This window comes from Streptomyces sp. NPDC019937, assembly GCF_040631655.1.
In the GTDB taxonomy this organism is placed as follows: domain Bacteria; phylum Actinomycetota; class Actinomycetes; order Streptomycetales; family Streptomycetaceae; genus Streptomyces.
In genome coordinates this window covers 250,015-263,012 of the sequence record NZ_JBEYAL010000006.1, presented here as the reverse complement: position 1 = coordinate 263,012, position 12,998 = coordinate 250,015, and the positions used below count along the sequence as shown (strand labels likewise).

General features: G+C 70.7%; 10 protein-coding genes. All 10 read left to right on the top strand.

From position 1 onward, the window contains the following. The first annotated feature begins 648 nt into the window (after nucleotides 1–648). The 10 genes from ABZ562_RS08230 to ABZ562_RS08185 all read left to right on the top strand — a co-directional run bounded on the left by ABZ562_RS08230 (nucleotide 649) and on the right by ABZ562_RS08185 (nucleotide 12,763). Nucleotides 649–2,670, top strand: a complete 2,022-nt coding sequence (locus tag ABZ562_RS08230) for a BTAD domain-containing putative transcriptional regulator (RefSeq protein WP_361475477.1) — start codon at nucleotides 649–651, stop codon at nucleotides 2,668–2,670. A gap of 254 nt (nucleotides 2,671–2,924) precedes the next feature. After that, a complete protein-coding gene (locus ABZ562_RS08225) occupies nucleotides 2,925–4,106 on the top strand; it encodes an acyl-CoA dehydrogenase family protein (protein WP_361475475.1) in 1,182 nt (393 codons plus the stop codon). A gap of 28 nt (nucleotides 4,107–4,134) precedes the next feature. Continuing rightward, a complete protein-coding gene (locus ABZ562_RS08220; RefSeq protein WP_361475473.1) occupies nucleotides 4,135–5,043 on the top strand; it encodes a DUF692 family multinuclear iron-containing protein in 909 nt (302 codons plus the stop codon). Next, nucleotides 5,040–5,885, top strand: coding sequence for a hypothetical protein (locus tag ABZ562_RS08215; RefSeq protein WP_361475471.1), 846 nt, complete (start codon nucleotides 5,040–5,042; stop codon nucleotides 5,883–5,885). Before ABZ562_RS08220 ends, ABZ562_RS08215 begins: the two co-directional genes overlap by 4 nt. 99 nt (nucleotides 5,886–5,984) lie before the next feature. Continuing rightward, nucleotides 5,985–6,143 (top strand): hypothetical protein, encoded by a 159-nt coding sequence (locus ABZ562_RS08210; RefSeq protein WP_159043349.1) that lies wholly within the window; start codon nucleotides 5,985–5,987, stop codon nucleotides 6,141–6,143. A 142-nt stretch (nucleotides 6,144–6,285) separates the two neighbouring features. Beyond that, nucleotides 6,286–7,011 (top strand): nitroreductase family protein, encoded by a 726-nt coding sequence (locus ABZ562_RS08205; protein ID WP_159043350.1) that lies wholly within the window; start codon nucleotides 6,286–6,288, stop codon nucleotides 7,009–7,011. Between the two features lie 75 nt (nucleotides 7,012–7,086). After that, nucleotides 7,087–8,889 carry an asparagine synthase (glutamine-hydrolyzing) gene (gene asnB, locus ABZ562_RS08200; protein WP_361475468.1) on the top strand — a complete coding sequence of 601 codons (1,803 nt, stop codon included), beginning with the start codon at nucleotides 7,087–7,089 and terminating at the stop codon, nucleotides 8,887–8,889. After that, nucleotides 8,889–9,914: a hypothetical protein gene (locus ABZ562_RS08195; protein ID WP_361475466.1), complete on the top strand. Its 1,026-nt coding sequence runs from the start codon at nucleotides 8,889–8,891 to the stop codon at nucleotides 9,912–9,914. Before asnB ends, ABZ562_RS08195 begins: the two co-directional genes overlap by 1 nt. 11 nt (nucleotides 9,915–9,925) lie before the next feature. Beyond that, nucleotides 9,926–11,392, top strand: a complete 1,467-nt coding sequence (locus tag ABZ562_RS08190; RefSeq protein WP_361475464.1) for a dihydroorotase family protein — start codon at nucleotides 9,926–9,928, stop codon at nucleotides 11,390–11,392. A gap of 93 nt (nucleotides 11,393–11,485) precedes the next feature. Then, the gene (locus ABZ562_RS08185) at nucleotides 11,486–12,763 is read left to right on the top strand and encodes an MFS transporter (RefSeq protein ID WP_361475462.1); all 1,278 of its coding nucleotides are present in this window, start codon (nucleotides 11,486–11,488) and stop codon (nucleotides 12,761–12,763) included. Nucleotides 12,764–12,998 lie beyond the last annotated feature (235 nt).

The following is a 12,998-nucleotide window of genomic DNA, read 5'->3' as shown; positions in this document are numbered from 1 at the left end:
TAGTCGAAAGCACAATCCTCGAAATCGCTCGGAACCGGCAGGCACCACTGGGTTCAGTCGTCCTCCGGTGCGATGCAAAGGAGTGACCGTCTCCGTGCGTACCGCCTTATTCCTGCGCGCGTCACAGCGCCCATCACTCGCGTACGCTCCCTGTGGCGGCTCCGCCCTCCAGCGAAGGCCGCGTGGCCCTGCGTCCGGTGCACCAGAGCACCGCATGAGACCGTCCGTACCGCCACTCGGCCCGGTGAGCTGCTCCAAGGCAGTCAGAACCTGACACCCGGCCCGCGGCCGATCTGATCGCTGCATCAACGGGGGCGGCGTTCGCCCGGAATTCCCCACGGGAATTATCCGGCGTCACACGCATGACCAGGTGACACATCGGCACGCAATACACATAACCCCTTCCGCATGCCTGCGGTGGTCTTTGTGTTGTGCGCGCCGATTTCCCGAAAACCGTTCATCGCATTGTTTCGGGGCGTTTCCATGGCCGCATCCCCTACGCGCTGGGTACGCGAGCGCGAAGAATGCCGATCGCAGGAGGGAAACACCGTGCAGAGTTCGCGGCAGATCCGGAAAACGAGCGGGCGTGCCCAGGACGGACCAGGACCCGACGCCCGCCGGGATCTGGAATTGCAGGTATTGGGCCCCATGACCCGGCGCCGCGGGGGCCGGGTAACGCCGCTCGGGCCGCCGAGGCACCGGGCGCTGCTGGGCCTGCTGCTCATCCGGCTCGGACAGGTGGTCCCCACCGACCAGCTGGCGGAGGAGCTGTGGAGCGGGGCCCCGCCACGCCGGCCCGCCGCCACCCTCCAGACCTATGTCTCCCACTTACGCCGCTCACTCGCCCCTGACTGCGGCGCGGAGGGCGCGCGGCTGCTGCGCTTCCAGTCGCCCGGATACGTCCTCGCGCTGGACCCCGAGTACGTCGACGCCCATCGTTTCGAGGGTCTGATCGCGCAGGCCCGGCGGTACGCGGGCGAGCAGCTCCTCCAATCGGCCCACGATCTGCTCACGGCCGCGCTGGGGCTGTGGCACGGCAGCCCCTTCTTGGGCCTGACCTCCTACGAACCGCTCGCCGAGGAGAGCTCCCGGCTGGAGCAACAGCGGCTGACAGCGGTCGAGTCGTACGCGGAGGTATGCCTGGCCCTGGGGCAGCCGGACGCGGTGGTGGCCCGGCTCGGCCCGGAGGCTCGCCATCATCCGATGCGCGAGCGTCTCATCGGCCATCTGATGACCGCCCTGTACGAGCTGGGCAGGCAGGCCGAGGCGCTTCAGCTCTATGAGCGCACCCGCGCTTGCCTGGCCGAGGAGCTCGGGGTGGACGCCGACGCCGAACTCCAGCGCGTGCACACCCGTATCCTCCGCCATGAACTGACCGTGCCATCGCACTACTCCGGCGCGGAGGCCGGTCCCTCCGTCGTCCACCTCGGCCACCCCGTGGGCCACCTCGGCGGCGATGACGGCTCCCGGAAGAGCTCCCGGGACGGTTCGGAGGGCCGGTCCCCGGCGCCTTTGGACGAGGTGCCGACGGCGGCGCGGCCGGGGGAAGCGCCGTCGTTCGTCGGCCGCGAGCGTGAACTCGCCGCTCTGCTGAGGCTCACCGACGACGCTCTGCAGGGGGCGGGGCATCTGATGGCGGTGGTCGGAGACATGGGTGTCGGCAAGACCCGGCTCATCGCGGAACTCGTGGCCCGGTTGGGAGAGATGGGGCAGGAAGTCATCTGCGCCCAGTCCGATCCGGGGGAGGGCGTTCCCGCCCACTGGTTGTGGTCCCAGATCCTCCGCCAGCTGGCGCTCTCCCGCCGCGAGAGCTTCCGCGAAGCCACCGCGAGCTATGCCGAGTCGCCCAATCTGGCGCGCCTCGAACCGCCTTCCGGGGCCCAGCCCTCCCGGACGCGCTTCCTGCTCCAGGACGCGGTGTGCGTCACTCTCACCACCCTGGCCGCCGAACGGCCGCTGGTGCTCGTGCTGGAGAATCTGCATCTCTCCGACGGTCCGTCGCTGGATCTGCTCAGGCTGCTCAGAGCCCGGCTGTACGGCAGCCGGCTGAGCGTTCTGGTGACGATCAGCGACGCCTATGGCCGCGAGGAACCGGTCCGCGGCGAGGATCTGAGCGGGAAGCTGAGCGACATCCTCAGCGATCCGGGGACCCGGACGATGCGGCTCGAGGGGCTGTCCGAGCAGGCCACCGAGGACCTCATCGCCGCCCAGGTGGGGACTGGTGTCGACACCCAGGTGGTCCGCGCGCTGCACCGGCGCACCCAGGGCAATCCGTATCTGCTCCTCCAGCTGCTCTCGATGCTCGGAACGACGAAGTCCCTGCACGACCACGACGCGGTCAGTGCGCTGCTCACCGAAGTACCGCCGGATCTCCACACGCGGCTGAGCCGTCGGCTGGCGGCACTGCCCGCGCGGACGAGACGGGTGCTGGAGGTGTGTGCCGTCCTCGGCCCCGAGGCCGATCTCGACGCGGTCAAGGCGGCCCTGGACGACGGCGAGGACCCCGCGGCCGCCGTGGACAGCGCGGTGCGGGGCCATCTGCTCACGGCCGACGCCAAGCGGCCAGGGGTGTTCTCCTTCACCTCCGTTTTCGTCCGGGAGACCCTGCTCGGCGAACTGGCCCCGGACGACCGCGACCGGTTGCACGCGCGGGCGGCGCGGCTCGGGTAGCGGCCGGGCCAGGTGCTTTCCGGCCCGGAGGGGCACGGATCCCGGCGGGCTTGCGACCGGCCGCAAGCGGATCGCAAGGAATCCTCCAGCGAGCGGGCGAGGTTCCGGAAAGGGACACGGCGCAGACTGTGAAACAGAAGCCGACGGGCCCCGGGAGCTGGTTCCCCGGACCCCGTCACTTCCGAAAAGCGCCACCTGCACAGGATGTCCCGCTGAATTCCAGGTTCGCTCCTTCTTCGTCAGGAAAGAGCCGCATGTACACGTCCAAGTTGCATCTGCCCGCCACCCGAGAAGATTTCGTCCTGGCCTGCCTGGAGCGGTCCGGCGAGAACGCGAGACGATGGCTGGAGGCTCTGGACGGGGTGTGCTCGGAGACGGTGGCCCGGCACGCGGCCTCCGTGGACCAGGAGCGCAGGGCCCCGGAGGAATCGCTCAAGGCGCTGCGGGACATCGGTGCCTTCGGGGTGCAGATCCCCGTATCGCACGGAGGGCTCGGCCTCGGGAACGCCATGGCCGCCCTGGCCGTGGAACGGACGGCACGGGCGTGTGCGTCCACGGCCGCCATCCTCATGTTCCACTACCAGGTCGTGCACCGCACCGTGCGATACGGCGACGAACTCCAGCAGAAGAGGGACCTCCCCGCGATGGCCGCCGGTGAGCGGATCGCGGCCAGCGCGTGGACCGAACCCGGCCCGTCGAAGAGCAAGTCGGATGTCAGAACGTCCCTGGCGGGCCAGGGGGACGCACTGTTCGTCGACGGTACCAAGACGTACTGCACCGGCTTGGACTCCGCCTCGGTGATAGACGTGCTCGTGAACGCCTCCACCGACGACGGCCACGGCCCCACCTTCGTCCGGGTGGACGCGGACCACGCGGGGGTGGGCCGGGAGATCTATCCGATGCTGGGCCTGCGCGGCACCAGTACGGGGACGGTCACCCTCTCCCGTGTCCCGGTGGCGCCGAACGCCGTGATCGGCGGCGTGGGAGAGGCCCGGCAGCTGATGCGCGCCAACCACGAAACCCCGCTGAACCCCGCCCTGCTGGCGCTGGGCATCGCGTCGTCCGCGCTCGGCCGGGCCCTGGAGATGGTGCGGGAGCAGGCCGCCGAACCGGCGCCGGTCCTCCTCTCCGAGAGCCGTGCGCACCGCCTGGCCGCGACGACGGTGGCTCTGGAGAGCGTCTACGCCTACGCCGCCCGTCTGGTGAGCGGTATCGCGGCGGCGCCGGATGACGCGTACGCGGCCTCCAGCAAGCTCAAGGTGGCGGCCACCACGGTGGCCGAGGACCTCACCAGAAACCTCACGCATGTGGTGGGTTCCCGCGGCTTCCTCATGGAGTACGGGCTGGAGCGCCACCTCCGCGACGCCCAGGCGACCGCGCTGATGGGACCGGGAAACGAGTTGTGTCTGCGGCGTATCGCGGACGACCTGGTGTGAAGGACCGAGCAGATCTGGAGGCAAGCGCGTGACGGATCTCATCGAAGCCCCGGCGCGGCGGCATACCAAGCCGGACCCGATCGGGGCAGGTTTCCTCTATCACTGCGCCCCGAGGTTCGCCGACCTGTACCGCGCGCTGGTCGAGTGCGGCGGCCGGATCGACATGATCGAGTATCTGGCGACCCATTTCGGCTCGGACGTCGAATACGTGGCGGAGGTGAACCGGAGTCTGGGCGACCCGCCCTCCACGCTCCACTGCTACGAATACATGATCGGGTGTGTGGACCGTCCCGACGAGCGGACGATCACCAAGCTCCGGCGCATGGCCGAGCTGGCCAACTGCCAGTACATCGGCGAACACGTCGGCATGATGGGCACCGGTGAGCGGTACTCCGGCACCTTTCTGCAGCCGTTCGGCACCGACGAGCAGACCGAGCGGTTCATCGACAATCTGCGGGACCTCGAAGGCGCCCCGGGATGTCCGCTCACCATCGAGAACCAGTCACAGGTCTACAACCAGGTCGGCCCGCGCTCCATCTGCGAGCAGGTCCGGGACATCGCCCTCGGCGCCGATGTGGGAATCCTGCTGAGCCTGTCGAATTTCATCATCGCCGAGCGGTTCGTCTCCATGGACCGCGAACGGGAACTGGCCGCGATCCCCCTGGACCACGTGTGGCAGGTGCATCTCCCCCTGGGGCGGGCGGAGGAGCTGAACGACCCCGGGCTCGGTCTCGACTGGCGGCGGGAGGAACAGCGCTGGGCCAACAGCACCCTGGAACAGCTCTTCCGCGAACCCTCGTTCAAACCGGTCTCGGTGATCTTCGAGATCGAGGACGCGGGCACCCCGTCCCACGCCCGGCCGGAGGAGCTGCGTGACGCCCTGGACTGGGCGCGCGAGCTGCTCGGGGCCGACACCGAAGTGGCGGTGGCGTCATGAGCCTGCGCGAGGTGCAGACCTTCCTCGCCGAGTACGTGCGGGACAGCGACGTCCGCCGCCGCTGCGACGGCGGCGAGCTGACCTCCGTACTCGATGGGCGGGAACTCACCGAGGAGGAGCGCGGGCTCATCGAGCAGATCGAGCTGGCCGACCTCACCAAGGTGGCGGAAACGGTCCGGCGTGAGCGGTTCGACCGGCTCAGCTCCGTCTTCGCGCTGCTCTTCGACCATCTGGCGCCCCACTGCGACGTCCCCGCGCTCTACCGCCGCTTCGACGACGAGCACCGGCACGGCTGGTGGCAACGGCGCGCGGAGATCCGCCGGTTCGAGGCATTCGTGGTGGCGTTCATCGTCGATCACCGGCTGCCGCCCTACCTGGTGGACCTGTGCCGGCTGTGCTCCGCCATCACCACGGTCGCCGAGTCCCCCAAGGAAGAGGCGCCCGCGCACGCCGATCCGCCCGGGGCGGTGACCGTGCGCGGGAACTACCGGGCCGTTCTGCGGCGGCCCTACGAGGTGCTGTCCTTCCGGTACAACGTGCTGCCGCTCCTCGACGACCCGGACACGGTCACCCAGGTCACCACCCCGGGTGCCCGCAAGGTCCTCGTGCAGCGCATCTGGGACACGCACAAACGCTGCCAGGTCTTCGACCTGGCGGAGGAACCGCTGATCGGCTCGATCAGCGAGGCACCGGCGAGTGTGCTGGAACTCGCGGGGCGGCTGCCGGCCTACACCTACGAGACGTTGTTCTCGGAGGTGGCCGAGCTGCACCGGGAAGGCATCGTGCACCTCGTCGTACCCCCTGAGCTTGCTGGTGAGCTCACCCGCCCGGGTGGGCGTTAGCCAGCGGGGGTGTCCGCCGCCGAGCTCACGGGTGACGGACACCGATGTCATGACCCGTCGTCAAGCGCCGGGTTGGATCTCACCAAAGTGGAGGCTGTCATGCAGAAGCGTCGTAGCGCCGGCCCTGGCACCATCGTCGTGAAGTTCACCGGTTCCACCGAGACCCGCGCCGTCGCGGCTCCCGCCGTCGAGGCCACCGGGCGCGGCCGCAAGACCGGTCCGGGCACCATCGTGGTCAAGTTCACCGGCAACGCCTGACCGGTGGTGCGCGCTCGTCGGCGGACCACCGGGCACGTCCCTGACGGTGTGCCGGACGAGTGACGAGTCGAGTGGTCCGTGCCGTACCGCGGCACGGACCACTCTTCCACCCCGGCCGGTCACCGAGAAGGGAGATCCGCCGTTGACCGCCTCCGTGCGGCGAGCAGCCGCCCCCACATCCAGTGTTCTGGAGTTGCTCCGGCGTCGGTCGAGCGTCCGGAACTTCACCGGAGAGCGTCTGGAGCCGCACGTACTGGACGCCCTGCTCGACACGGCCCTCCGGGCGCCGACCTCCTTCAACTTCCAGTCCTACTCCCTGGTGACCCTGGTCGACGAGGGCCGCAGGAAGGAACTCGCCGAGATCCTGGGCAAGGACTTCGTGCGGCAGTGCGCCGCCTTCGTCCTCGTCTGCTGTGACCTCGCGGCCCTGCCGGAGAAGGGTGACAACTACGGGGTGCCGCTCGGCGAGTGGTCGGCGGACGCCGCCCTGTCCGCCACCATCGACGCCTCGATGGTGGGCATGTGCCTGTCGCTCGCCGCCGATTCGCTGGGGCTCGGGACCGTCATGATCGGGGCGGTGCGCCGGTCACCGGACCGGGTGGCGGAGGTGTTCGCGCTGCCGCCCGGCGTCACGCCGCTGTTCGGCGTGTGCATCGGATGGGCCGCTACGACACCGGCCGCCCGGCCGCGTCTCCGTTCCGACTTGATGGTTCACCGCGAGCGCTACCGGCAGACCGGGTCCGAACGGGCCGCGCTGCCGAGCGACGCCATCCTCCGCAACCCCGCCGGGCCGGTCACGGAGCAAGACCTTCACGAATGGCGGGCGCAGGTGGTCAAGGGGCTGAGGACCTTCCGCGGGCCGGGCTGACGGGCCGCACCGGACCGCCCGCCTTGCCCGCCTGCCGCGTCATGCCACGCCCACCCGAGACATGCGAAGGTGAACATGTGCCGCGTCTATGGATACATCAACCGTGACGTACCACCGACGCGCCTGGCGCACACGGGCGCCCTTCTGCACCACGGCGGGCCGGACGGACGCTTTTTCGACCACGGCCCCGGCTGGGCCCTGGGGGCCACCCGGCTGGCGGTGATGGCTCCCCGGCACGGTGCGCAGCCCTACGTCCTCGGTCCGATCCGGGTGGTGTTCAACGGCGAGATCTACAACCACCGGGAGTTGCGCGAGCGGCTCGCCAGGCACGGATACCCCATCGACGACCCCTGCGACGGCGCGGTGCTCCCTGCCCTGTACCACCGGTACGGCACCTCCTTCGCCGACCATCTGGACGGCATGTACGCCATCGCCGTGATGGATCTGCGGGGCGCGCCGCGACTGGTGCTCGCCACCGACGACACCGGCGTCAAACCCCTTTACTACCACCGTGACCGGCACGGTGGCGTCTCCTTCGCCTCCGAGATCGCTGCTCTGCGGTATCTCTCGGGCGCGGGTGCCCGGCACGCCCCCGACGCGCTGGACACCTTCCTGACGACGAAGACCCCGCTCGGCACCCGCTGCGTCTACGAGGACATCACGGCACTGGAGCCCGCGCGGACGGTGACGGTCACCGCGCACGGCCGGATGCGGTGGCACCCCCGCGCCCCGGCCGCTCCCTCACCCGGGCCGGACGCGGCCGGGCCGGAGCGAGCCGCCGGCACGGTGCGCGACCTGCTCCGCACGGAAGTCCACCGGCTCGCCGTGGCGGACGTCCCGGTGGCCGCCGTCCTCAGCGGCGGGCTGGACTCCTCCCTCGTCACCGGGCTGCTCACGGAGGTGGTGGACGACCTGCACGCCTTCCACATCCGCTACCGGGGCTCCTGGCCCGCCGACGAGTCCACCCACGCGCGCGCCGTGGCCACGGCGCGGGGCGTCCGGCTGCACGAGGTCGAACTCGACCCCGCGCACATACCCGATCTGCTGCCGAAGGTCCTGCGCCACCTGGGGCAGCCGAACGCCGACCCCATCACCGTCAGCACCTACGCGCTCTTCGAGGCCGTGCGGGACGCGGGCTTCACCGTGGCGCTCACCGGCGACGCGGCGGACGAGCTGTTCGGCGGCTACGCACGGGTCACCGAGGGGGTCTCGGCCCAGGGCGACTGGGGCACCGAGTACGTCCGCGCCCTGGCCGCCGTGCCGTCCCCGCTGCGTACGCGGCTGTACCGGCCGGACTACCGGGATCTGCTGCGGGAGATCCACACCGCCGAGGAGGAGCTGCTGGAGCGGGTGCGCGGACGGGAGAGCGACCGCCTCGCGGCCATGACCGACGTGGAGATCGGCCTGCGGATGCCCGCGTACCACCTGCGCCGCGTCGACCACCTGAGCATGGCCAGCGCGATCGAAGTGCGACCGCCGTTCTGCCAGCGCTCCCTCGTGGCGGCGGCGCGCCGGCTGCCGGCCCCGCTCAAGGTGCACCGGGGCCGGGGCAAACGCGTGCTGCACGCCGCGGCCCGGGGCGTGGTGCCCGAGAGCGTACGGAACCGGCCCAAACAGCCGTTCACCCTGCCCATCACGGCGATGCTCGCCCCGGGCACCGCGCTGTTCGCCCACGCCCAGGAGGTGCTGGCACCGGCGGAGCTGCGCACCGGCGGAGCGCTCGACCCCGGCGGTGTCACCGCCTTGCTGCGCCGGCAGGCCCTCGCACCCGACGCCGGATCGGCGCTCGCCATCTGGTCGCTCATGGTCTTCGAACTCTGGCGGAGGCAGGAGAGCGAGCCCGTCCCGGCTCCGCGCCCCAGGGAACAGGTGGCGTGATGCGTGCCTACATCGCCCACGCCCAGGGCAGCCCCTGCCCCACCCTGGTGCTGCCGTCGCCGATCGCCTGGCCCGGGGACGAGGAGACGCTCTCCTGGATCCTCACCGGTGTCCACCGCGCGCTGTGCGAACGCGGGGCCGCTCATGTCCTGAAGATCGCGCTGGTGGCGCCGCCCGCCGACCCCGGATGCGATCTCGCGTACCGCTTCGTCCAGGTGGTGCCCGGCGCCGTCCCCCGGTTCGAGTTCGGGGGCAGTTGCGGGCATTCGATCCTGAGTTCGGTGCTCGCGGTGAGCCAGATAGGCATGGTGCCATGGCTCCGGCCGGGCGTACGGGTGCGGGTACGGGTCCTCACCAACGACGACACGGTGGTGTGCGAGCCTCTGGACATCACCCCGGCCGGGGACCGCGTCACCTTCACCGTCGGTTTCCGGCGCACCGCGCCGACCCCGCTGGCGGGCACCCTGCTGCTGGGCGAGACGGTGAGCGTGCTGCGCTCCGGGGGGCTCGAGATCCCCTATTCGCTCGTCTCGCTCGGCAACCCCTATGTCTTCGTCGACGCACGGGAGCTGGACATCCCCGACGAGGCGGCGCTGTTCGCGGCCGGGGCACCGCTGTTCCGGGCTCTGACGCGGACGCGCGAGCTGGTGGCGCACCGGCTCGGCTGGGACTCTCTGTGCTTCCCCAAGGTGGCGGCCCTGCTGCCGGGCGGGCCCGGAGTCCTCGCCGCGCGGGCCATATCGGTGCCCTCCTGGCATCCGACGCTCGCCCTCACCGGGGCGACCTGCCTGGCGACCGCAGCCGCCCAGGAGGGCACCGTCCCGCACCGGCTGGCCGGGGTGGACACGAGCGGGCGGCTCACCGTGCGCACCGCCGCCGGACGTACGCAGGTCCGGGCCGCCACAGCCGCCGGCCGGCTGGTGGAGGTGAGCGTGTCACCGAAGTCGGCCCGTCTCGTCACCTCCCTCGACCTGCCGGAAGCGGGCGCGCGCAGCCGCGCGGTGCCCGAGCCGTCCAAGCCGTGAACGGAGTGCCCGTGCGATCACCACAGCTCTACGACCTTCTCCTGCGGGGCGGCACGATCGTGACCCCGGACGGGGCCCGCCCCGCGGACGTCGCCGTACTGGACGGCCGGATCGCGGCGCTCCTCCCGTCGGCAGCCGCCGCGGAGGTGCCCGCGGCGAAGTCGACGCTGGACGCCTCCGGACGCTATGTCCTGCCGGGGCTCGTCGACTCGCACGTCCACTTCCGCACCCCCGGTCTCACCCACAAGGAGGAGTGGCGGACGGGGTCCATGGCCGCGGTCGCCGGCGGGGTCACCACCGTCATCGACATGCCCAACACGGTTCCACCGCTGATCACACCGGAGGAGCTGGCCACCCGCCGGCGGCTGATCGAGGGGCGGAGTCTGGTGGATTACCGATGCCACGCCGGGGTCGATCCCTCGCGCGTGGAGGCGATGCGCGACTGGGACCGGGCCGAGGCCGACTCCTTCAAGGTCTTCCTCAGCAGCCATCACACCACACCGACCGTGGTCCGCGACATCCGCACCCTGCGGCGGATCTTCACCATCGCCTCGGACACCGGTGTCACCTTGCTCTTCCACGCGGAGGACGATGCCGTCTTCGGTCTTCTCGACCGGCGGCAGGCGCCGCCCGCGCGGTACAGCGAGTACGAACGTCATCGGCCACGGACCGGCGGCATCGTGGCGACCGCCCAACTCATCAATCTGGCAGCCGAGTTCGGCGTACGAACCCATGTGGTCCACGTGTCCACCCGGGAGGAGACCGATCTGCTCGCGGCGGCGGCGAGCACCGGCATTCCGATCACCTTCGAGGTCACCGGACACCATCTGACGTTCGTGGACGCCGACATCCGGCGCCTCGGACCGCAGATCAGGCTCCGTCCGGCGATCCGGGACGAGGCCGACCGGAACCGGTTGTGGGAGGCGGTCCGCACGGGCGAGGCAGCCACCGTGGGCAGTGACCACTCACCGCATACGGCGGCGGAGAAGGCCCGCCCCGTCCCGGATGTGCCACCGGGTCTGCCCGGGGTGCAGGAGCTGTTCGGCACCGTGTGGAAGGGGCTGCGGAGCCGCTGGCCGCAGGAGGCCACGGAGACTCTGATGGCGATCGTCGCGGAACGCCTCGCGCTGGCTCCGGCCCGGCTGTTCGGACTCGCCGACCGGAAGGGCAGCATCGAGGTCGGCAAGGACGCCGACCTGGTCATCGTGGATCCCGAGGCACCATGGACGATGACCCCCGGGCGCATTCACACCAAGAACAACTGGTCGGCGTACCAGGGCGGCGAACTCCTCGGCGCCGTCGAGGCGACCGTCCGGCGGGGCGAGGTGGTCTACCGGCAGCACGGCTCCGCCGAGGCGTTCGGTGAACGGAACGGCAGATGGCTGCCCGCCCGGGACTCCGGGGCGGAGGGCACCACCCCGGGCGACCGTGCCGGGCGGCCCCGGCTCCGTACCGCCGCGGCCCCCTGGGTGGGATGATGGGGCCTTCCGCCTGTACGCCGGTCATGGCGCCGGGGCGGGCCGCGCTCCCTCCGCCACCGGCCGATTCCTGGAGGTCTTCGCATCGGTAACGTGACAGGCAGGCTCCGCCGGCGTGCGGGAAAGTCCCTCACTTCTCGCGATGTCGCCCTGTTGTGGAGTGCGACGGTCTTCGATTCCGGCGCGACCTGGGTCATCCGCATCGTGATCTTCGTACGTATCCTCGAGCAGTACTCGACCTCCACCCTGGCGATGGTGGAACTCGCCGGCATCCTGCCGTCGTTGCTGCTCATGCCGCTGGCCGGAAGCCTCGCCGACCGATACAACGCCCGCACGCTCTCGCTGGGCTCCATGGCCACCCAGATCACGTGCTTGGCGGCCCTCCTCCTCATGTTCCACCACGGCCCGGCCATCGTCGCGGCCCTCTACGCGCTGCTGACGATCAGCAACGCGTTATGGCAGCCGGCCCGGCAGGTGTGGCTCTACCGGCTGGTGGAGCCGAGCCAGTACACCGCCGTCAACGCGACCATCGGCTCGGTGCAGGGCCTCATGACGGTCATCGGCGCCGCCGCCGGCGGCGTGCTGACGGCCTGGAACCCGGACCTGACCGTCCTGCTGGCGCTCGCCGCCCAGACCTGTGCCGCCATCGGCATCCTCATCGCCCGGTACCCCACCGCCACCGGGACCACTCCCGCCGAGCCCGGGGCCCGTTCGCTGCTGCGGGACGCACGCGACGGCGTGAGGCTCGTGGACCGCTACCCCCTGGCCCGGTCCATCATCTGGGTCGGCATGGCCTGGGGCCTGATCAGCGGTGGGTTCAACGTCCTCATCGCAGGACTGGCCCTCAACGAACTGCACAGCGGAAGCGGGGGGCTCGGGCTCTTCTACGTGGTGGACGGGACCGCGGTGGTGGTCGGCAGCTGGTGCGCCGCCCGCCTCCGGCGAGCCGGCCACCTGCCGGGCTACGCCCTGGCGTACATCGCCCAGGGCGTGTTCTGGGCCCTTATGTTCGCCGCCGGAAACGTCGTCCTGGGCCTGGTGCTCTTCGGCGTCATGCGGCTGGCGAGCGGGGTGATCATCGCGCTGGACACCACCATTCTCCTGGAGACCGTGCCCGAATCCCTTCGCGGACGGGTCACAAGCCTCCACATGACGACCTACAACGCGGTGTCCCAGCTCTCCCTCGCCCTGATCAGTGGCCTCCTGGCCGCCGTCGACATCCAGTCGGTCGGCATAGCCACCGGTGTGCTGTCCACGGCTGTCGGCGCACTGTGGTGGATCACCACCGCCCGCCGGGCCAACCTCACCTACCTGGCCGCGGCCCACGACGCTCCACCCCGCCCCGTAGCGGCGCCACCGCACGCCGAATGAGTCCCGTTCGCCCTCGCCCGTGCACAGGGCACCGACCCCGCCACCACTCCCTGACCAAGCCACACCCGGTCGTCACTGGTGGCGGCACGCCCGCCCGAGTGCTGCGCCACACTCGTCTGCATGTCGGCACGGCACCGTGCAGCTGCCGCTGCACGTGGCCTGGTCGTAAGAATTGTCGTGTGGATCAGGCCGGGCTCCCGACGCCCGGCCCGATACAAAACACACCCCCACGGCC